Genomic DNA, 21,335 nt, shown 5'->3' with positions numbered 1-21,335 from the left:
TTGGTTACTGGTCTGTCCCATCAAGTGCGGGGCCACCTGCGTCGGTGACAAGTCCGATGTTTTTGAATCCACCGCTGTTCAACGCGCCCATTACTTCGGCAACGACGCTATAACTTACGCCGCCATCTGCGCGTAAAAACACCTTGTCGCTTTCACGTTCTGCGGCGATTGCTTTGAGTTTTGCAATCAACGGCGCACCGTTCAAACCTTCGTTTTGAATTTGGATTTCACCATCGGCACTAATTGTGATTGTGAGCGGTTCTTCTTGTTCTGTTGGCAATGCTTCGGCACTTGTGTCCGGCAAATCAATTTCAACACCAACCGTCAACAATGGTGCCGCCACCATAAAGATGATCAGCAAAACCAACATCACATCCACAAATGGTGTCACGTTTATTTCTGACATTGGTCTGCGTTTTGCGTGGCTTCGGCGCTTACCGCCACCGCCGCCACCACGTTGCACTACACCTGCACCCATGATGGCCTCCTAGCTATCGATTTGACGTGACAGAATTGTTGCAAATTCATCGGCGAAACTATCGTAATCACCGATTAGTTTATCGGCATCCGTAGACAGTTTATTGTAAAAAATCACCGCGGGGATCGCGGCCAATAGACCAAGCGCGGTTGCGACCAGCGCCTCTGCGATACCAGGTGCCACAACGGCAAGGTTGGTATTTTGCTGAATGGCGATTTCTTCGAATGCGTTTTTAATGCCCCAAACGGTGCCAAACAAACCCACAAAAGGCGCAATTGATCCAACGGTTGCCAGAAAGGTTAAACCGTTGTTCAATTTTTCGCTCTCGCGCGCGATGGCAACATCCATTGAACGATCGATACGTTGCTGAACACCTGCGATCAATTCGCCATCTTGGCGATATGAACGGTGCCATTCACCCATTGCGGCGGCAAATATCCGTTCAGATCCACCTTTTGGTTCCGATCCTGTTCGCTCGTATAATTTATCAAGTGGTTCACCCGACCAGAACGCGCGATCAAACATCGCGGATTCTTCTTTGGCTTTTTTGTAATTGATAAATTTTTGGATGATAATGCTCCACGACCACACGGACGCGAAAATCAATATTAACATCACAATTTTTACAGTGAGAGTTGCTCTTAAAAATAAAGTCAGCATAGAAAAATCAATTTCTGCTGCCGCACCAAGTGCTTCTGCTTCCATGTTACCGCTCGTTCTGCCTATGCCCGTATTTTTACGTGGCGATTATTATTATCGGGTCAGTTTAACGGGTTTTTTTAGGAAAAACTAGATTTTTGGGTGCGTTTAACGCTTTAAGCGGAAAATTTCTGGAATTTTTGCAACGCATCTGCGGGAATACGCGTTGCGCGACCGTTTTCGCCAATGCAAACCACTGTTATCAAAGCGGAAAACAATAGTTCATCACCACGCAACACTTCCTGTTGAAACAGTATTTTTGCACCCTTAACTTGTTGCAAAACTGTAGCAATCACCAATTCGTCATTCAATTTTGCGGCGCCAAGGTATTCAGCTTCGACTTTTCGCACTGCAAAAACAACACCATTGCGTTGCATTTCCAGCTGATCGATACCGATTTCACGCGTTAATGTGGATCGTCCACGTTCAATGAATTTCAGGTAATTGGCATAATACACAATACCCGCCATATCCGTATCTTCGTAAAACACATGCAGTTTAAATTCATGTGGGGTCATTGTTGCATATCCTGCCACAGCTTTAGCGCACGCGCAGACACGCGCAACGCATGGGATGCATCATCCGCAACCGCTGGCATGGTTGCATCATAACTTGCGCGCAAAATAGCGGCATATTCTGGTTTGACCAAACACAGGTTGTTTTCCTGAATAATCGCAATTGGGCTTTCGTCTTGGAATGCATTGGGTGACCATAACGCCATTGCCTGAAATGTTTCACCTGTGGTCAAAACATGCACAGGCACATCCACCATTTCACCTTTGATGCGGACAAACATCACACACAGCTTGATCGCACCATCACTATCAAATGCAAAAACACGGTGTGAATTTAAATTACGTTGTTCCAATTGCACAATCGTTTGATCCAGATTTGGCACCAGTTTTTCCAAATCCGGAACCGACATTATTTCATTCCATTCTTGGCAAAAGAACCACATGAAATTTGAACCAAGTTCTGGATCTGTTTCCACAAGCGTTTGTCCGGCAACACCCACCGTGGTTGCCATTGCCGATTTCATCGCCGTCAACGTGTCATCATCAACACCAAAAACAACTGGCGCAATCGGGCGCCCCCAACGCGCAAAACGATAGGTTCCGTTATGATCGAACAGCTTTTCGATGGCTTCGGGAGATGTGTTTTTTGACATTACTTTCCGGTTCCAAATAAATCAGATTGTGGTGCGGGCTTGGGCGCAGACAGACCCAAATGCGCCCATGCTTTCGCTGCCAACATACGGCCACGCGGGGTGCGTTGTATCAATCCTTGTTGCAATAAGAAAGGTTCGATGACCTCTTCAATTGCATCGCGCGATTCCGATAATGCCGCTGCGATCGTTTCAACGCCAACTGGTCCACCACCATAATTTTCCGCCAAGAGGCGTAGGTAACGGCGATCTGCACTATCAAGCCCCAGATCATCAACATTCAATCGCGTTAACGCGCTGTCAGCCATTTTTTGGTCAATGGTGCCATCGCCCTCTACCACAGCGAAATCAACAACGCGGCGCAACAATCGCCCCGCAATCCGTGGTGTGCCACGCGCGCGACGTGCAATTTCACGTGCGCCGTCAGCGGATGTTGGGATTCCCATTAATCCCGCGCCGCGTTCCACAATTTGGCAAAGTTCATCAACCGAATAAAATTCCAACCGTGTTGGAATACCAAACCGGTCACGCAATGGCGTAGTTAACAGACCAAGCCGTGTTGTCGCCCCCACCAACGTAAATGGCTGCAAATCAATGCGCACAGTCCGTGCAGCGGGACCTTCGCCGATCACCAAATCCAATTCGAAATCTTCCAGTGCGGGGTATAGCACCTCTTCAACCACGGGATTTAAACGATGGATTTCATCAATAAACAAAACATCGCGTTCTTCTAAATTCGTAAGAATCGCCGCCAAATCACCTGCCTTTGCCAAAACGGGTCCAGAAGTCATGCGAAAATTCACGCCCAATTCCTTGGACATAATTTGTGCGAGTGTGGTTTTGCCCAATCCGGGCGGGCCATAAAACAACGTGTGATCCATTGCTTGACCACGTTTTTTCGCACTTTCAATAAATACCTTAAGGTTGGCACGCGCGCCTGCCTGACCAATGAAATCGTCCAGCGCACTTGGGCGCATTGCGCGATCAATATCTTCGGGCAATTCGTCGGGGCGCAATGTTGGGTCTGGTTCGTTCATGCAACAGCCCTAACCGATCAACCCGTGGGTGCCAAGCGTTTCAACGCGGCCTTGATCAACCCGCCTGAATCCAAATCAGGTTGATCCCCTAAAACCAACGCAATGGCACTGGCGGCCTCTCCTTGGCCATATCCAAGGTTCACCAATGCGGATAATGCATCGGCCTGCGCACCCGCAGTTTGCGCTGGTGGCGGTGATGACGCTGCACGGGTACTTGGGCTTGGCGTTTCGATCACCATATCCGTGTCCGCCTCCACCGTCGTGTTGCCCGCAGTTCCAAGCGCCATGATGCTTGGTGCTTTGTCTTTCAACTCTGTCACGATCCGCTGCGCAATCTTTGGCCCGATACCCTGTGCGGATTTCACGGCAGCAATATCACCAAGCGCGATAGCACGTGAAATACCATCAACACCCAAAGTTCCAGCAATAGAAAGCGCGGCCTTTGCGCCCACGCCCTGAACCGTGGTCAGCAATTTATGCCATTCTTTTTCCGCCAAGGTCAAAAAACCAAACAGTTGAAGGTTATCCTCGCGCACCAACAAATCGGTATAAAGCGCCGTCACTTCACCCTTGCCCGGTAACATCGCCAAGGTGCGATCAGAACAATAAACAACGTAACCAACGCCCTGCACATCGACCAACACATAATCCGTTGTACGATAATCAACGCGCCCTGTGATTTTTCCAATCATGCCGCACCTGCCTTTGCGATGGCCGCATCAAGCCGCCCTGCGAATTGTGCATGATGCGCATGACACAGCGCAATCGCCAAGGCATCGGCGGCATCGGCACTATGTATTTCAACCGCGCCCAGCTGCATCCGCACCATATGATCAACCTGTTGCTTTTCCGCGTGCCCCACGCCAACCACAACCTTTTTCACTTGATTAGGGGCGTATTCGGCAACGTCCAAACCATATTGCGCAGGTGCAAGCAAACAAATCGCGCGCGCCTGTCCCAGTTTCAACGAACCAGCGCCATCTTTGTTCACGAATGTTAGTTCCACGGCAGATGTATCGGGTTGATGAATGGCCAGCACATCCGATAATTGGCGGTGCAGCGACATCAGCCGCATGGCAAGGCTTTCTTTGTTTGAACTACGACATGTGCCATTTGCGATATGTCTGGTTTTGGAACCAAACACATCAACGATTCCCCAACCCATATTTCGCAATCCGGGATCAATTCCAATAACGCGCATGCCCTGCCTCTTGTTTTTGTTTTGCATTAGATAGCACGAAACAAGAACATCTGCCAAGTGCCAAGCATGGCTTGCTTAAAATATATGCAGTGATTGCATCACGGGTATGTCAATTGGGCATTTGTGAATCACTTATGGCCTCCCTACATGCGGGATAAGAAATTCATGCCAACTAGAGGATGTTCCAATGGCTATTCACTCACCAGTAAAAACAGCGCCATTTGGTGCAATCTCCGTATTCCGCGCAATCAATGTTTTGGACAATGTTCGTTCAACAGTTGCAACATGGTATGCCCGCCGTTTGACCGCAAAAGAGCTGTCTCGTTTATCAGATCGCGAATTGACAGACATCGGTCTTTGCTATGGCGACATTTCAACAGTTTGCCAAAAAATCAAAATGTAATCTCTCCCCGACATTTTGATACGCTTAACAAGCGCCAATGCTTAATTGCTTGGCGCTTGTTCTGCATTTGGGGTTTGCGCATCGGCGGGCACGGCTGTGCCATTTGGCAATGCCGTTGCAGGCGCGCTTTCAGCGGGTTTCTTCATCACATCGCGCACAAAGCTTTCAACTGTTAACATCAATGTGCCACGTTGCATGCCCATAGCGGCGTATTGTTCACCCTGTGTGCCTTCGCGCAGTTCCGCCACACGTGCGTCATACGCATCTGCACCCATCTGAATTGACATAAACACGCGCAAACCAAGTGCGCAGAAAAACGCCAGGATACCAAAAAACATGACCCGACGCATGAATGTCCAAAATTTGAACCCTTCGCGTTTACGATAATAATTCATACCTGTATCAACCGCACCGTATGTGCCGCGACCAGCATATGGTTTTGCTTTTGGGTTACTGCCCACCTTATGGCGGCCCGATTTTTTGTAACCCTTTTCAATCTTTTTTAAGCGTTTTTCGAAATCTTTTGCGTTGTTATCCATGGCATCACCTAGTTTTAGCCCTATGCGGTAGCATAACTCAAAAAAATGAAATGTTAAGTGTTTCGCTGCAAGGTTAGCGTTGACCATTCACCAATTTTCAAATGATCCACCAGTGCAAAGCCATTTTCGATATACGCTGCTTTCACATCGTTTGCTTGTTCGTTCAATAATCCCGATAAAATAACGTAACCACTTGGCGCACAATGTGTTTGCATATCAGGTGCCAGCGCAACCAACGGTCCCTTTAGAATATTCGCAAGAATAAGATCATATGGCGCCTTGCTATGTAATTTAGGGTGATCAAATCCAGCACATGTCACCACATCAATGCGCCCTTCCAATCCATTGGATTTGACATTTGCCAATGCGGTTTCGGTCGCAACCTCATCAATATCGCTTGCCATGACATTTTCAGGCCAAAGACACGCCGCACCCATCGCCAAAACAGCGGTACCACAGCCAATATCAACTGCATTTTTTGCATGAAACCCATTCAGGGCAAGCGTATCAAGCGCGGTTAAACACCCCTGTGTGGTGCCGTGATGCCCCGTACCAAATGCCATCGCAGCCTCGATCAGCAATGGCATAACATCATCTGGAACCTTGTCTGCATCATGGCTTCCGTAAACGAAAAAGCGCCCTGCATGCACGGGGGCCAGTTCACGGCGCACCTCAGCAACCCAATCCGTTTCGGGCAATTCAGAAATCGCAAATGGCTTTGCCCCATGCGCCGCCGCCAAGAGAGATAGCGCGATGTCATCGGGTTGTTCGATGAAATACACGCCAACCTCGTACATGCCTGATCCATCTTCGATTTCAAAAACGCCAACACCTGTTGGTTCGGGATGAATATTTTCAACCGCTTCCGCCAATGCATCTGCGTTTTGTTTATTCGAAAGCGTCGTAAGTGCGGTGAATGTGGGCATTTTTATCTCTGAAGTTTTACGAATTTTCGTTTGTTTATACCACCATGTCTGGCTTGTCAGGCGCAATTACGTGGCTTGGCGCTGTCTATGCAATGCTGTAAAAATTGTTTCATGCCCTGCGCGAGGATTGCGCGGAATACAAAGCGCCAATACCAATGACAAAAATGCCATGAATGCGGCGGCGGCAAAAACCGATGCGGGTGACACCAACCACAAATAACCAAGCAACGCTGGCAATACCACCGCGCCAATGTGGTTAATCGTAAATGCAACCGCTGCGGTGGGTGCAATATCGGATGGATCTGCGATCTTTTGAAAATAGGTTTTCAATCCGATCGACAATGCAAAAAACAAATGATCCAGCACATAAAGGCTCGCCGCCAACACAATGCCCCAGCCAAAGATATAGATCCCGCCGTAAGCCGCAAAAATCAAAACCAAACCGACATATTCCAATGCCAGTGCATTTCGCTCGCCGATTTTTAAAACCAGATTGCCCATGATCGGGCCAAAAATCATATTGGCGATATAGTTAATAAGGAACAACGCAGTCACTTCGTGTACCTCGAACCCGAACCGTTCAACCATCATGAACGCAGCAAAAACCAAAAATATTTGTCGCCGAGCACCCGCCATAAATTGCAATGCATAATACAGCCAATACCGTTTGCGTAAAACCATATGTCGGTGCTGCACCGCTGGTCCATGAAAAGGCGGATAAGCAAAATAACAAAACACCGCGATGATTAACGTCAAACACCCACCAACCATATACAATGCGTTGTAATCCCATCCCAACACTTTCCACGCAAGCATGATTGAACCATATGCCAGCAACGAACCCGCAGAGCCAATCGCCAACAACCACCCCAACATCACTGGTGCGCGGTCTTTGGGTATCCATTGAAGTTCCAAAGATTGCTTTGCCGTTTCATAATAATGAAACCCAAGGCTGGAAATAAATGTTGTGATCAATAACCCGCCAAAGGTTGGGAACCATGCGGTCACAGCAACCGCACCCCCCAAAACCACAAGCGATACAATCGCCAAAACCTGTTCACGCATCACCCATAAAACGACGATCACACCCACCGCGAAAAATCCTGGAACTTCGCGGATGGATTGTAACCAGCCAATGTCTGAACCATCGAACCCAGCACGATCATGAACAAAATTATTGAGCAATGCCATCCACGTGGCATAGGCTAGTTGCATCACAAATGTCATCAAGGCCAATAATGCGAACGGGCGGCGCCAGCGTGGTAATGCAGTGGCTTGAGATATCGAAAGACTATTCATACGCAACCCCTACTCCTTGTGCCACGCCTTTGCGAGCATCAAGTTTTCATTTGTTCTTGATTTGCGAAAAACCTGCATCGGCAATGGTTTGCCGATACCACATATAAAACAGCACAAAACCGCCGCTCGCAAATAATTGAATTACAATCACCACATGTCAATGCAATACAATGTGCTGACTTAAACAAAGGCAGAAACATGCAAAAAATATCTCTTATTATCTGTGGTAGCGCCATGTTGGCATTAACGGGTTGTTTTGTGAATACGGAAACCGAACGCGGGCTTGTCGGTGCCGCAACAGGTGCGGTTGTTGCAAGCACTGCGGGTGGTAACGTCGTGGCGGGTGCCGTCGTCGGTGGTGCTGCGGGCGTATTATGCGACGATGTGGGTATTTGCCGATAATCTACGCAATGAGTTGAAACAATCTAAGGCCAGCGATCAAATGTGACGCTGGCTTTTTCTTTTGCGTTATCTATCATGGCATCAAACACAGTGGTGAATTGGATAGATAAAAGTGACTAAACGCAGATATGCCGCACTTACCATGGTGCGTGACGAAGATTTCTATCTTCCCAATTGGTATCGTTATTATGCGGGTCAATTTGGCGAAGAAAACCTTTTTATCATTGATCACAATTCCACCGAAGCATCTGCAAAATCGATCATTCCTGCCGCAAAAAATATCGTAAACATCCCATTTGACACACCCGCGAATGACAAAAACGCAGATCGCCGCGGGAGCTTTGACGACCAACGTTTTGCGGCAATTGGGAATTTTGTGCGATCCCTTTTATCCTATTATGATTGTGTCGTTTTTAACGATACAGATGAAATTTATGTGGCGGATCATGCAAATGGTCTGTGTGGATATTTGGATGAACTGCCTGAAATTGGCATCCGTTCCGGTGTTGGTCTTGAAATTTATCAACATGAAAACGATGCGCCATTTGACCCGCTGCAAAATGTATTTTCTCAGCGCAGGCATTATTCTTATCGCTGGAATTTCTGCAAACCCCATATTCTTGGAGAGCCCGCGGATATCGCTGGGCATGGGGCCTATGGGCCGGTTCGTTTTGATACCAATCTGTTGTTGGTGCATCTTCGGTTTGCTGATCTTGGCCACCTTGAACAACGCCAAACTCGTCGTCTTGTTGCGTTTTCACAAATGCGCGGTGGTCAAAAATCGCGATGGAAACAAACAATAGATGAAACACACAAATCGATTTCAAAATTTTGGAAAAGAGAAGAAAGCCCCTTGGAATTGATCCATCATGATTTGTTTGATGAATTATTACCAGAACATCGGAAACAACCCATAACCAACGACAACTTTCACCGTTTTAATGGTGGCAAAATCGCAAACATCCGACCCGTGGATTTTTTCGATCCCGATGCGACCAAAGATGTCGATAAATATCGTTTCATCCTGCCCGATCGATTTAAAAACATTCCTTCATAACGAAAAAGGCCGCCCAAAACTGAGCGACCTTAAAATTCGAATGTCGGCGAAGATTAGTTTTTCGCGTAATATTCCACAACCAAGTTTGGTTCCATCATCACTGGGTATGGCACGTCTGACAAACCAGGTGTGCGAACGAATGTTGATGTCAACTTGCCATGATCAACATTCAAATATTCTGGCAAATCGCGTTCTGCGGATTGTGTTGCTTCCAAAACCAAAGCCATTTGTTTTGATTTATCACGCACTTCAATCACGTCACCTTCTTTTACACGGTAAGAAGGGATGTTTACCTTTTGACCGTTCACTGTCACGTGGCCGTGGTTCACGAATTGACGTGCAGCGAAAACTGTTGGTACGAATTTTGAACGGTATACAACGGCGTCCAAACGACGTTCTAGCAAACCGATCAAGTTTTCACCTGTGTCACCGTTTACACGCACAGCTTCGGCGTAAATGCGGCGGAATTGTTTTTCTGTCAAATCACCGTAGTAACCTTTCAGTTTTTGCTTTGCGCGCAACTGAATACCGAAGTCTGACAATTTTTGCTTGCGGCGTTGACCGTGTTGACCGGGGCCATATTCACGACGGTTCACTGGTGATTTTGGACGACCCCAGATGTTTTCACCCATGCGGCGGTCAATTTTATATTTGGCAGCAGTACGTTTAGTCACTGGCTGGTTCCTCTCATTTTATATGAAAGGTGCTTTCCTTTCCCTTCGCATCATCGCGTCGGGCGACAGGCATATCCCATTGCTGGGGCCACAAACACCAATATGGTCACTGCTTTCACAGCGATGGGCGGGTTATAGGCGCAAAATGGACAGAGTCAACACGTCATTACCCATTTATTTTGGATAATCCAGCGCTTGACCATCCATATTGTGCACTATCTAAATGTGGTTATGATTTTTCGCAATGACATCACCAAATTCCCCGTTGCCTTTGATTCCCAATTGGGCGCTGACACAGTGCAATTTTATCAACAATTGCCCAAACAGGCACAGGAATTGATTGCTGGTATCGCGGGATCAAGCCCATATTTACGTGAATTACTAAATGCCGAGGCTGGATGGCTTAACACGGTATCGGACACCGATCCAGACGCCGTGTTTGACGCGATATTAAATGAAGTTGTCGCACAAGGTGGTGATGATCTTGCTACCCATTTGCGCATCGCAAAAAAACGGGTCGCTCTTTTGTTGGCAATTTGTGATTTGTCGGGAATTTGGCCGCTAGAAACCATCACGCGTAAATTGACCGAATTTGCAGATTTTGCCACCGACACGGCGTGTAAGGCAGAAATCGCAAAATCATTGGCCAAAGGGACACTTCCCGCCTCTGTTTTTTACGACCACCCCTGTGGTGGATTAATTGTCTTGGCCATGGGAAAAATGGGGGCGCATGAGCTTAACTATTCTTCCGATATTGATCTGATATTTTTATTCGACGATACGATTTACCCTGCATCAGACGTTTATGAAATTCGTGCTGAATTCGTTAAAATTACCCGTGCCGTTTACAAAACTTTGAATGAACGGCGCGGCGATGGGTATGTGTTTCGCACTGATTTGCGGCTTCGTCCCAATCCGTCCGTAACCCCCGTTTGCCCAACAATGTCCAGCGCAGAGGTGTATTACGTAAACGAAGGGCGGACATGGGAACGTTCCGCATTTATCAAGGCGCGTGCATGTGCTGCTGATATTAAAGCTGGGAATGCATTTCTGAAACGCTTGCAAAATTTCATCTGGCGCAAAAACCTTGATTTTGCCGCGATGGAAGATGTTCAAAGCATATTGGTTCAGGCACGCCAACACAAAGGTGTTAATGGCCCGATAACGCTGCTTGGGCATGATATGAAAATGGGGCGTGGGGGCATTCGCGAAATCGAATTTTTCACCCAAACCCATCAGCTCACCTATGGCGGGCGCGATGACAGCCTTCGTTCCCCAAATACGCTAGAGGCATTACAACAATTGGTGCAAAGCAATCGATTGGATGCCCAGATTGCAGAAAAACTCACCCATGCCTATCGACAGCATCGCGATGTTGAACACCGCATTCAAATGTTACGCGATGCACAAACACATGCACTCCCTAATAATGACAAGGGCATGTTACAATTGGCCAATTTATCTGGCTATGCAGATTTGCAAAGTTTCTCCAAAGACGTGTTAAACGCATTGGAAACCACACGCGCCACAACCGAGGTAACGGGCGTTGCCAATGTCAAATCGGACACAGGCCATGCGCCAAACATCGAACAACAAGCAATGTTTGATCGCTGGCAATCGTTCAGCGCCCTGCGCACAGATCGCGCCAAAGATATCTTTGACCGCATTATTCCGATCATTTTACAAGAGGCCGATGATGCCCCCAACAGTGCCGAGCATTTGGAGCATTTCGATCTATTCATGTCCCAGTTGAATTCAGGGGTTCAATTATTGTCTCTATTCGACAAACGCCCAGAGCTCTTGAAACTGGTCATGGATATATGTGCATTGTCCAAGCCATTGGCACGCAGCCTTGCGCAACAAACCGAAGTATTGGACGGGTTAGAAGACGCAGCCCTCGCCCCCGCAAAACGAGATCGCGATACGTATCGGAATATATTCTCTGCGATTATTAGCGATCCCGATGATTTGGAATTGTCGCTCAATCAAATTCGCGGCTGGCATCGCGAAGAACATTTTCGCATCATTGTTGCGCAATTGCGTGGCACCCTAAACATCAGCGCGGCAGAACGTGCATTTTCCAATTTGGCAGAGGTGAGCGTTGAACATTGTGTTGCATTGGTTCGGCGCGAAATGGAACGCCGATACGGCAAAATAGCAGGAAGCGAATTTGCCGTCTTGGCTATGGGAAAACTTGGTTCGCGGGAAATGACCTGTACGTCTGATCTGGACATCATCGTGATTTTTTCTGGCGACCCACTGGCCGATTCAGACGGGAAACGCGCACTTGATACGCGCAGCTATTACGCCAAATTCACACGCACATTAATTTCCGCGCTCTCTGCATCAATGCACAACGGCAAACTGTATGATGTGGACATGCGCTTGCGCCCATCTGGTCGATCTGGGCCAGTTGCCACAAGCATTACATCATTTGAAGATTATCAAAAAAACAAGGCGTGGGTGTGGGAACATTTGGCGCTAGCCCGATCACGTGTGCTCGCGGCGGATCATCAGCTCGGTAATATTTTGAATTCGGTTCGCCAAGAGGTGCTGGTATCCCAAACCGATCCATCCGTGGTGCGAACACAGGTCATTGAAATGATCGAACGGCTTCGCACCGAACCGCATGGGAATGCTTCATCCCTGCCGGTGAAAAAGGCACCAGGAGGATTGTTGGAAATTGAATTGTTGGCACAATCTTGTGCACTCCTTTCTAAAATCGATGCACTTACTCCGATGGGACAATTGCAAGGGGCAATAAAAGCGGGGCAGATCAGCGAAGATAACGGGAATGAATTAATAAAAAACCATTTGTTTTTAACCAAGGTCGAACATTTAAAGCGCTTGCTATTAAAAGAGGATTTTAAATCTGACGAGCTTAGCACCGCTGGCGAAATCTTGTTTCAAAACGCAACGGACACTGCTTCGATCGAATTATTGGGCGCCGAAATCGCAACACGCATGGCCAAATCCAAACAGATCATCGATGCGCATTTTGAAATTTCTACGAAAAAAGGCTCTTGATAAATGCGCCAGACATTACGTGACAAAGCCATCCGTATCTGTGATCAAAAGATCGCGCAAAAAGGGGACAATGTTGGCCTGTCATTTTACGCGTTCTTTGCCAATAAAAACGACGATCCCGATTTATTGATGGAGGCGGCAACTTGGTGGATCAAGACACATGGTCTGGATCATTTTGAAAAGGCACATAAAATTCGCACACTTATCCAATCTGGGCACTGATTTTATTGTTTGCGAAAATTATCTGGGCTGTGGCCAAATCGTGATTTAAATGCCCGTGCCATTGCGCTTGCATTATCGTAACCAACGCGCACCGCAATTTCCGATATGGGCATCTGAGTTGACACCACCAAATCACGCGCGGCCGATAGGCGAATATAGCGATATATTTTCCCAGGTGGCGCCCCCAGATCAGCGATGAATTCGCGCTGTAAATATTTTTCATGGCACCCCAAATTTTCAGCAATTTGTGCAATTTTGATCGGGGTTTCCAAATGTGCGCGCATCAAATGCACCGCATCGCGCACAATGGCGCGATGGATCACCAATGATCGCCCAAATTCGCTTGGCGTGTCGTGCATGAATAATGTCGCCACATCCAATTTCAACGCCTCGCCGTTCAGTTTTGAAATCAACGCAAGCGCCATATCAAATGCCGCCATTGCTCCACCACAGGTGCCACGATTGCCATCGAAAATAAAACGTTCCTTTTTGGCATCCACATTCAAAAATGTTTCGCTAAAACTATCAAATATGTCCCAATGAATTGTGGCCTTGCAGCCATCCAACAACCCTGCGGATGCCATCAACCATGATCCTGTATCCAGACCAAGAATATTTCTGGATCGCTTGGCCGCCGATTGAAGCGCACGTTTGGTTGCGATCGTATCAAATTTGCGAAAATGATAGCTGCTAATCACATAAAGATATTCCCCATTTTGCGCTGCCCCCAATGCTTGTTCGGGCAGCACCGGTAATCCGCTGGATGATTGCACAGGCCCACCATCCATCGTGAAAAACCGCCATTGATAAATCCGCTGCCCCGCCAAATCATTTGCCGCACGCAAGGGTTCCAAACAATTCGCCAAACAATGATTGGAAAACTGATCGAATAACAAAATATCAACAGTGATTTTATCTTGCTGTGGTTTTGTCCAAAATCGCATGAAATATGTCTAATTCAGCACACCGCGAAAACGCAAGTCATATCACCATCATGCCACCACACTTCCAAGGATTTCACCATGCCACTTGAAATGAACAAACGCGTATTCATCACCTGTGCTGTCACAGGATCGGGTTCAACCCAAGACAGAAGCCCCCATGTCCCACGCAGCCCCAAACAGATCGCAGAAAGCTGTATCGCCGCTGCGAACGCGGGTGCCGCAATTGTCCATTGCCATGTGCGGGATCCCGAAACGGGCGCGCCATCGCGTGATACCAAACTTTACCGCGAGGTGACGGATCGTGTGCGCGATGCAAATGTTGATATGGTGTTGAACCTAACCGCGGGCATGGGCGGTGACATGGTGTTTGGCCCACCATCCGCACCGCTTCCCCTTGGGGCGGGAACAGATATGGCGAGTGCTGAAGAACGCATGGCACATATCGCGGAATGCTTGCCTGAAATTTGCACCCTTGACTGTGGCACGATGAATTTCGCAGAGGCCGATTATGTCATGACTAACACCCCTGGCATGTTAGAGGCCATGGGAACAATGATGGAAGACTTGGGTGTTAAACCCGAAATCGAAGCATTTGATACTGGGCATTTGTGGCTCGCAAAAAACTTGGTTGAACGCGGGGTTTTGAAATCTCCTGCGTTGGTGCAACTCTGCATGGGTATCCCTTGGGGTGCGCCCGATGATTTGAATACCTTTATGGCGATGGTAAATAATGTGCCAACCGATTGGAATTGGTCGGCATTTTCAATTGGGCGCAATGAAATGCCATATGTCGCCGCCGCCGTTTTGGCGGGTGGCAATGTGCGTGTGGGATTAGAAGACAACCTTTGGCTTGGCAAAGGTGAACTTGCCACGAACGAAGCGTTGGTTACGCGAGCACGCGCTATTATCGAAAATATGGGTGCGGAAATCATAGGCCCTGCAGAGGTGCGTGAAAAACTAAACCTAACAAAACGAGCACCAAAATGACCAAAACAGCAGCAATTATTGGCGGTGGTGTGATCGGCGGTGGCTGGCTGGCGCGGTTCGTATTGAATGGCTGGGATGTCCGCGTGTTCGACCCCGATCCAGAGGCCGCGCGTAAAATTGATGCGGTCCTTGCCAATGCGCGCCGCGCGCTTCCGATGTTATACGACACCGCTTTGCCAACCGAAGGCAGCATTACATTTTGCGATACAATTGGCGACGCTGTCACGGGTGCATCATGGGTGCAAGAATCCGTGCCAGAACGGTTGGAAATGAAACACGCGGTTTATCAAGAAATTGCAAAATCAGTCGATTCCGCCGCGATCATTGGTTCATCCACATCAGGATTCAAGCCGTCTGAATTACAAGACGGCATGGATTGCGCCGCACAACTGGTTGTAACCCACCCGTTTAATCCCGTGTATTTGCTGCCCCTGATCGAATTGGTGCCAAGTGCAAAAAACCCAACCGAAATCGTAGATCGTGCAAAAACGATCCTTGCCTCGCTGGGGTTATTCCCATTGCATGTTCGCAAAGAAATCGACGCGCATATCGCAGATCGTTTTCTAGAGGCCGTTTGGCGCGAAGGTTTATGGCTCATCAATGACGGGATCGCAACAACCGAAGAAATCGACAACGCGATCCGATATGGGTTTGGGCTGCGTTGGGCGCAGATGGGTTTGTTCGAAACCTATCGCATCGCCGGGGGCGAAGCGGGCATGAAACATTTCATCGCACAATTTGGCCCTTGTCTTAAATGGCCTTGGACAAAATTGATGGACGTTCCCGAATTAACCGATGAATTGGTAAACACCATTGGTGCACAATCTGATGATCAAGCGGATGGAAAATCCATCCGCGAATTGGAACGATTACGCGATGATAATTTGGTCGCGATGATGCGTGCATTAAAAGGTCAGGATTCCGCCGCTGGTGCATTGATAAACACTCATGAAAAATCGTTTCGCCCAACGATTGATTCCAACGTGTCTGCGCCCGTTATCACTGCCAACCGTATCGTTCCCGTGGACTGGACAGATTACAATGGTCACATGAACGAAAGCCGTTATGGCCAAGTCTTTTCAGATGCTGCCGACATGATGATGAGCGCGGTCGGCGCGGATGAAACCTATATCGCCAATGGAAACAGCTTTTTCACCGTGGATATTCATATCCAGTTTATCAAGGAAACCCATGCGGGTGACACCATTTCTGTGCAATCGCAATTATTGGAAGCCAGGGGCAAAAAGCTACGATTGCACCATCGTATGTTGGCGGCGGATGGAACATTGTTGGCCACAGGTGAACAATTATTGATCCATGTCAGCCTTGAAACACGCCGCGCGTGTGAACCACAACCCGAACTTGCAGCAAATCTTGCAACCATGGCAGCGGCGCATGCTGCCCTGCCCGATCCCAAGCAAACCAGAGGATAGTCGTGATGCATTTTGGCCTGACCCAAGAACAAGAAATGATCGTGGATACGGTGCGCAGTTTTGTTGAAAACGAAATCTATCCACATGAACAATTGGTAGAGCGCTGCGGCGAAGTTCCAAATGAAATCGCACAAAATATCAAAAACAAAACCAAGGAGCTTGGCTTTTACGCGTGTAATTTCCCAGAATCAGTTGGCGGCGCTGGGCTAACCCACATGGATTTTGCGCTTGTCGAACGCGAATTGGGGCGTGGTTCAATGGCGCTCAATCACTTTTTCGGGCGACCTCAAAATATCCTGATGGCCTGTCAGGGCGAACAGATTGAACGCTATCTTTTGCCCGCCGTGCGTGGTGATCGCATGGACGCCTTGGCGATGACAGAACCTGATGCTGGTTCTGATGTGCGCGGCATGAATTGCAGTGCGGTGCGCGATGGTGATGATTGGGTTTTAAACGGATCGAAACATTTTATCAGCGGTGCGGAACACGCAGATTTTTTCATTGTATTCGTTGCCACTGGTGTTGACGATACCCCGCGTGGCCCCAAAAAGCGTATCACGACGTTTTTAGTTGATCGCGGCACGCCCGGATTTGATGTGCGTGATGGATATAATTCCGTATCCCACAAAGGATATAAAAACTGTATCCTTACATTTGATGATTGTCGTTTGCCCAAAGAACAGGTTTTGGGCGAAGTTGACGGTGGTTTTGCCGTTATGAACGAATGGCTTTACGCAACCCGCCTGACGGTTGCGGCCATGTCCGTTGGTCGTGCGCGGCGATGTTTTGACTATGCGTTGAACTACGCCGCCGAGCGTAAACAGTTTGGCCAACCTATTGGTAAATTTCAGGGCGTGGGTTTTCAGATCGCCGATATGATTACCGAAATTGATGCCGCCGATTGGCTCACGCTCGCGGCGGCTTGGCGGCTTGATCAAGGATTGCCCGCAAATCGTGAAATCGCGAGCGCCAAATTATATGCCACTGAAATGCTGGCACGTGTCACCGATACCACTTTGCAAATCTTTGGCGGAATGGGCTTGATGGATGATTTCCCGATCGAACGATTTTGGCGCGATGCACGGGTGGAACGTATTTGGGATGGCACTTCTGAAATTCAACGTCATATTATCAGCCGCGATTTACTCCGCCCCTTGGGTGCATAATGAAACGCAATCTTGATCGGTTGTTTCGCGCAAAAACCATCGCTGTGATTGGCGGCGGTACATGGTGTGATAACATTATTCAACAAGCGTTCAAAATTGGCTTTGATGGTGCAATATACCCCATCCATCCCACCAAAGAAAAAATCCAAGGCGTAAAGTGTTTCGCAACGATCAACGCATTGCCAACGCCACCAGACGCTTGTTTCATTGGGGTGAACAGACACGCAACCATAGATATCGTTTCACAGCTCAGAAAAATCGGTGCCGGTGGAGCAATCTGTTTTGCCAGCGGTTTTTCCGAAGCGATTGCAGAAGACAAAGCCAGTGCAGACCTTCAATCTGCATTGCTCACTGCGGCGGGCGATATGCCAATCATTGGCCCCAATTGCTATGGTTTCATCAACTACCTTGATCGTATCGCGCTGTGGCCTGATCAACATGGTGGGCAGCCGGTTGACAGCGGGGTTGCGATCATCACTCAATCTTCCAACATTGCGATAAACCTCACAATGCAACAACGCGGTTTGCCAATTGCCTATGTCGTGACCGCTGGCAATCAAGCACAGATTAGCCTGTCCGCAATCGGTGAACATCTATTGTCAGATCCGCGTGTCACTGCACTCGGACTTCATATTGAGGGTATTGCCGACCTGTCCGAATTTCAACAATTGGCTGCCAATGCGCGGGAACGTGGGAAAACAATTGTGGCGCTTAAGGTCGGTAAATCGGAACGCGCGCAATCTGCAACCCTCTCTCATACCGCGTCTCTCGCTGGGAGCGAGGCAAGCGCGCGCGCATTATTCACACGGCTTGGGATTGCACAGGTTGAAAGCCTGCCACAAATGTTAGAGGCATTGAAAATCTTGCACTGTGTTGGGCCACTTGCATCCAATGCAATTGCTTCCATGTCTTGCTCTGGTGGCGAGGCAAGTTTGATTGCCGATTGCGCCTTGGGGTATGATGTGCACTTTCCACCGTTGAGCGAAACACAAAAAACAAACCTATCAATCGCACTTGGCCCGATGGTGGCGCTGTCAAATCCGTTGGATTATCACACTTATATTTGGGGCCATGCCACCAAAATGACCGCTACCTTTCGCGCCATGTTGGAACCACATATTGCGCTTGGGATTTTGGTGTTGGACTTTCCACGTGGTGATATTTGTGATCAATCCGCTTGGACAGATGTCATTCAATGCGTCATTGATGCGCGCGATCAAAGCGGCGTGCCGATGGCCATTCTCGCAACCCTACCAGAAAACATGCCAGAGGATTTGGCAAATGCGCTGATGCGTGCCAATATCATTCCTCTCCTTGGGCTTGATGATGCACTCGCCGCCATTGCGGCGGTATCAAAAATTGCCAAGTTGGACATACACGATCAACCTGTTTTGACGGCAAAATTACCAACCAATGCACGGCCCCTCACTGAAGAATCGTCCAAACAACGGCTATATGAATTTGGTATATCTGTGCCAAAATCAACATCATCGACAAACATCGAGACACTCGGTGCAATCGCACGAAACATCGGATTTCCCGTCGCGCTCAAAGGGCAAGGGATCGCGCATAAAACAGAAATGGGCGCTGTTGTTTTAAACCTTTCGGATGGGGAAACAATTGAAACGGCTGCGAAATCAATGCCTTGTGATGATTTTCTTATCGAGGAAATGATCGCCGATGGCGTTGCTGAATTACTAATCGGGGTCACGCTCGACCCTGCACATGGATATTGTATGACCATTGCGGCGGGGGGTGTTTTATCCGAACTATTGACTGACAGCGTTTCGATCACGCTTCCAACATGTAGCAACGAAATAATCGCGGGCATATCATCGCTAAAAATCAACAAAATACTGTCAGGGTATCGCGGGAAACCCGCGGCGAACCAGCAGGCTATCGTTGACGCTGCGCTATCTTTGCAAAACTATGTTATTGCCAACGCAGGGCGCGTAACAGAGGTTGAAATAAACCCGCTGATCTGTACGCCAACCCGTGCAATCGCCGCCGATGCCTTAATCATTTTAGGAGACAAAGATGACTGAAACACCAATCAAAACCAAGCGCGACGGTGCGGTATTGGAAGTGACACTTGATCGCCCAAAGGCAAACGCAATTGATTTGGCAACCAGTCGTATCATGGGCGAAATATTTCGCGATTTTCGCGACGATCCTGAATTGCGTGTTGCGATCATAACTGGTGCTGGCGAAAAATTCTTTTGCCCTGGTTGGGATCTTAAGGCCGCGGCGGATGGCGATGCCGTTGATGGCGATTACGGGGTCGGTGGATTTGGCGGTTTGCAGGAATTGCGCGGCTTAAACAAACCCATCATCGCCGCCGTTAACGGCATTTGCTGTGGCGGTGGTTTGGAATTGGCGCTGTCTGCCGATATCATCATCGCTGCGGAACACGCCACATTTGCCCTGCCCGAAATTCGCAGTGGCACCGTCGCCGATGCCGCATCAATAAAATTGCCAAAACGCATCCCCTATCACATCGCCATGGAGATGTTGTTCACTGGCCGTTGGTTAGACAGCGCCGAAGCCGCGCGTTGGGGAATGATCAACCACATTCATCCAGCCGATCAATTGATGGCCAAAGCCCGCGAAATGGCAACGCTCATCGCATCAGGTCCGCCATTGGTGAACGAAGCGATCAAAGAGATCGTGCGCGAAGCGGAAAACATGAAATTCCAAGATGCGATGAACAAAATCACCCAAAGCCAATTTGAAACCGTGGATGTGCTGTACAATTCCGAGGATCAATTGGAAGGTGCACGCGCATTTGCAGAAAAACGCGCACCTGTTTGGAAGGGCAAGTAATTACATTTCTGCGCGTACTTTTGCCACCAATTCTTCAAGGCTTTCTTTGGGAACGAAACCTGGGACAACCGTATCACCCACGATGAATGACGGTGTCCCTGTCAGACCAAGCGCAGATGTGATGTTCCGCGATGTTGCGATATGTTCGGCAACCGCGTCAGATTCCATATCGATTTTAAGCTGTGCGATATCCATGCCAAGCCCCTCTGCAACGCGCAAAGCAGCCGCTTCGTCAACTTGTTGTAAATCCATCAATGCCCAATGCAATTCTTCGTATTTGCCTTGGTTGCGTGCCGCCAATGAAACCTTTGCTGCGGCAACGGAACCTTCGCTTAAAATTGGCCATTCGCGGTAAATCACACGAATGTTGCTGTCTGAATCGATTAGATCATGCACTGCTGGGGCAGCGCGTTTGCAATAACCACAGTTGTAATCAAAAAATTCAACGATGGTAACGTCCCCATCAGGGTTGCCCAACACAACCGCGTTGGACACATCCATTATTGTGTCTTTGTTTTCAGCAAGTGCCTGTGCGGTATCAGCCTCTTTTTGCGCCGCTTCACGGTCGCGCAAGATTTGAACAGCATCCATCACGATTTGCGGATTTTCTAAAATCGCCTCTATGGCAAGACGCTTGATGTCTTCTTCGCTAAAATCTTGTGCCGCGACGGGTGTCATTAAGAACATCCCAATTGCGCTTAGCGTGGCAAACATTAAACGTTTCATAAAGGACACCTTTTTGTTGGAAAACTTCGCTATGTTCAATCATGCCTGACGGTGTACATCAAGTAAACTTGACGCGATTTGACATATTCTTCGCGTGAATGTGACACAGATGTTGATTGACGTAACC

General features: G+C 48.4%; 23 protein-coding genes. 10 read left to right on the top strand and 13 right to left on the bottom strand.

Features of this window, described 5'->3' with window-relative positions; all coding sequences use genetic code 11:
- Positions 1 to 4: 4 nt before the first annotated feature.
- The 7 genes from tolR to ruvC form a co-directional block, all read right to left on the bottom strand.
- The gene (gene tolR, locus BFP76_RS06100) at positions 5 to 478 is read right to left on the bottom strand and encodes a protein TolR (protein ID WP_099592297.1); all 474 of its coding nucleotides are present in this window, start codon (positions 476 to 478) and stop codon (positions 5 to 7) included.
- 9 nt (positions 479 to 487) lie between these two features.
- Positions 488 to 1,183 (bottom strand): protein TolQ, encoded by a 696-nt coding sequence (gene tolQ, locus BFP76_RS06095; RefSeq protein ID WP_099592296.1) that lies wholly within the window; start codon positions 1,181 to 1,183, stop codon positions 488 to 490.
- A 110-nt stretch (positions 1,184 to 1,293) separates the two neighbouring features.
- A complete protein-coding gene (locus BFP76_RS06090) occupies positions 1,294 to 1,695 on the bottom strand; it encodes a YbgC/FadM family acyl-CoA thioesterase (RefSeq protein ID WP_099592295.1) in 402 nt (133 codons plus the stop codon).
- Positions 1,692 to 2,345 carry a hypothetical protein gene (locus BFP76_RS06085; protein WP_099592294.1) on the bottom strand — a complete coding sequence of 218 codons (654 nt, stop codon included), beginning with the start codon at positions 2,343 to 2,345 and terminating at the stop codon, positions 1,692 to 1,694. The genes BFP76_RS06090 and BFP76_RS06085 overlap by 4 nt, the downstream gene beginning before the upstream one ends.
- Entirely contained in the window at positions 2,345 to 3,379 is a 1,035-nt protein-coding gene (gene ruvB / locus BFP76_RS06080) for a Holliday junction branch migration DNA helicase RuvB (RefSeq protein ID WP_099592293.1), read from the bottom strand. Before ruvB ends, BFP76_RS06085 begins: the two co-directional genes overlap by 1 nt.
- Before the next feature lie 17 nt (positions 3,380 to 3,396).
- A complete protein-coding gene (gene ruvA, locus BFP76_RS06075) occupies positions 3,397 to 4,071 on the bottom strand; it encodes a Holliday junction branch migration protein RuvA (protein ID WP_099592292.1) in 675 nt (224 codons plus the stop codon).
- Positions 4,068 to 4,580 carry a crossover junction endodeoxyribonuclease RuvC gene (ruvC, locus tag BFP76_RS06070; protein ID WP_099592291.1) on the bottom strand — a complete coding sequence of 171 codons (513 nt, stop codon included), beginning with the start codon at positions 4,578 to 4,580 and terminating at the stop codon, positions 4,068 to 4,070. The genes ruvA and ruvC overlap by 4 nt, the downstream gene beginning before the upstream one ends.
- 187 nt (positions 4,581 to 4,767) lie before the next feature.
- Here ruvC and BFP76_RS06065 point away from each other — a divergent pair, with 187 nt between their 5' ends.
- Positions 4,768 to 4,983 carry a DUF1127 domain-containing protein gene (locus BFP76_RS06065; protein WP_099592290.1) on the top strand — a complete coding sequence of 72 codons (216 nt, stop codon included), beginning with the start codon at positions 4,768 to 4,770 and terminating at the stop codon, positions 4,981 to 4,983.
- Between the two features lie 41 nt (positions 4,984 to 5,024).
- Here the strand turns inward: BFP76_RS06065 and BFP76_RS06060 are convergent, their stop codons facing one another.
- The 3 genes from BFP76_RS06060 to BFP76_RS06050 form a co-directional block, all read right to left on the bottom strand.
- Positions 5,025 to 5,522, bottom strand: coding sequence for a hypothetical protein (locus BFP76_RS06060; protein ID WP_099592289.1), 498 nt, complete (start codon positions 5,520 to 5,522; stop codon positions 5,025 to 5,027).
- A gap of 53 nt (positions 5,523 to 5,575) precedes the next feature.
- Complete coding sequence (locus BFP76_RS06055) at positions 5,576 to 6,448, bottom strand: 50S ribosomal protein L11 methyltransferase (RefSeq protein WP_099592288.1); 873 nt, start codon at positions 6,446 to 6,448, stop codon at positions 5,576 to 5,578.
- Positions 6,449 to 6,514: 66 nt separating this feature from the next.
- Entirely contained in the window at positions 6,515 to 7,747 is a 1,233-nt protein-coding gene (locus BFP76_RS06050; protein ID WP_099592287.1) for an MFS transporter, read from the bottom strand.
- A gap of 198 nt (positions 7,748 to 7,945) precedes the next feature.
- Here BFP76_RS06050 and BFP76_RS06045 point away from each other — a divergent pair, with 198 nt between their 5' ends.
- Both BFP76_RS06045 and BFP76_RS06040 read left to right on the top strand, forming a co-directional pair.
- On the top strand, positions 7,946 to 8,149 hold the full coding sequence (locus tag BFP76_RS06045; RefSeq protein WP_099592286.1) for a hypothetical protein: 204 nt from the start codon (positions 7,946 to 7,948) through the stop codon (positions 8,147 to 8,149).
- 112 nt (positions 8,150 to 8,261) lie between these two features.
- Positions 8,262 to 9,206 carry a glycosyltransferase family protein gene (locus BFP76_RS06040; protein ID WP_133117395.1) on the top strand — a complete coding sequence of 315 codons (945 nt, stop codon included), beginning with the start codon at positions 8,262 to 8,264 and terminating at the stop codon, positions 9,204 to 9,206.
- A 53-nt stretch (positions 9,207 to 9,259) separates the two neighbouring features.
- Here BFP76_RS06040 and rpsD read toward each other — a convergent pair whose 3' ends face one another.
- Positions 9,260 to 9,880 carry a 30S ribosomal protein S4 gene (gene rpsD, locus BFP76_RS06035; protein ID WP_099592284.1) on the bottom strand — a complete coding sequence of 207 codons (621 nt, stop codon included), beginning with the start codon at positions 9,878 to 9,880 and terminating at the stop codon, positions 9,260 to 9,262.
- Positions 9,881 to 10,075: 195 nt separating this feature from the next.
- Here rpsD and BFP76_RS06030 point away from each other — a divergent pair, with 195 nt between their 5' ends.
- Both BFP76_RS06030 and BFP76_RS06025 read left to right on the top strand, forming a co-directional pair.
- Positions 10,076 to 12,907 (top strand): [protein-PII] uridylyltransferase family protein, encoded by a 2,832-nt coding sequence (locus BFP76_RS06030; RefSeq protein WP_133117394.1) that lies wholly within the window; start codon positions 10,076 to 10,078, stop codon positions 12,905 to 12,907.
- Positions 12,908 to 12,910: 3 nt separating this feature from the next.
- Positions 12,911 to 13,129 (top strand): DUF6500 family protein, encoded by a 219-nt coding sequence (locus BFP76_RS06025; RefSeq protein WP_099592282.1) that lies wholly within the window; start codon positions 12,911 to 12,913, stop codon positions 13,127 to 13,129.
- 2 nt (positions 13,130 to 13,131) lie between these two features.
- Here BFP76_RS06025 and BFP76_RS06020 read toward each other — a convergent pair whose 3' ends face one another.
- Entirely contained in the window at positions 13,132 to 14,073 is a 942-nt protein-coding gene (locus BFP76_RS06020; protein WP_240513992.1) for a GlxA family transcriptional regulator, read from the bottom strand.
- Between the two features lie 78 nt (positions 14,074 to 14,151).
- Between BFP76_RS06020 and bcoG the strand changes: the two genes are divergently transcribed.
- From bcoG to BFP76_RS05995, 5 genes are read left to right on the top strand one after another with little or no spacing between them, the layout of a single operon-like run.
- Positions 14,152 to 15,060 (top strand): 3-dehydrocarnitine:acetyl-CoA trimethylamine transferase BcoG, encoded by a 909-nt coding sequence (gene bcoG, locus BFP76_RS06015; RefSeq protein WP_099592281.1) that lies wholly within the window; start codon positions 14,152 to 14,154, stop codon positions 15,058 to 15,060.
- Positions 15,057 to 16,493 (top strand): carnitine 3-dehydrogenase, encoded by a 1,437-nt coding sequence (locus BFP76_RS06010; protein WP_099592280.1) that lies wholly within the window; start codon positions 15,057 to 15,059, stop codon positions 16,491 to 16,493. Before bcoG ends, BFP76_RS06010 begins: the two co-directional genes overlap by 4 nt.
- 5 nt (positions 16,494 to 16,498) lie before the next feature.
- Entirely contained in the window at positions 16,499 to 17,659 is a 1,161-nt protein-coding gene (locus BFP76_RS06005) for an acyl-CoA dehydrogenase family protein (RefSeq protein WP_099592279.1), read from the top strand.
- Complete coding sequence (locus BFP76_RS06000) at positions 17,659 to 19,704, top strand: acetate--CoA ligase family protein (protein ID WP_099592278.1); 2,046 nt, start codon at positions 17,659 to 17,661, stop codon at positions 19,702 to 19,704. The genes BFP76_RS06005 and BFP76_RS06000 overlap by 1 nt, the downstream gene beginning before the upstream one ends.
- Positions 19,697 to 20,482, top strand: coding sequence for a carnitinyl-CoA dehydratase (locus BFP76_RS05995; RefSeq protein WP_099592277.1), 786 nt, complete (start codon positions 19,697 to 19,699; stop codon positions 20,480 to 20,482). The genes BFP76_RS06000 and BFP76_RS05995 overlap by 8 nt, the downstream gene beginning before the upstream one ends.
- On the opposite strand, the gene BFP76_RS05990 is transcribed toward BFP76_RS05995, so the two are convergent.
- Entirely contained in the window at positions 20,483 to 21,208 is a 726-nt protein-coding gene (locus BFP76_RS05990; protein ID WP_099592276.1) for a DsbA family protein, read from the bottom strand.
- Between the last annotated feature and the right edge of the window lie 127 nt (positions 21,209 to 21,335).

This window comes from Paramylibacter kogurei (genome assembly GCF_002742285.1).
Classification (GTDB): Bacteria; Pseudomonadota; Alphaproteobacteria; order Rhodobacterales; family Rhodobacteraceae; genus Amylibacter; species Amylibacter kogurei.
This window is presented reverse-complemented; position numbering and strand designations above follow the sequence as displayed.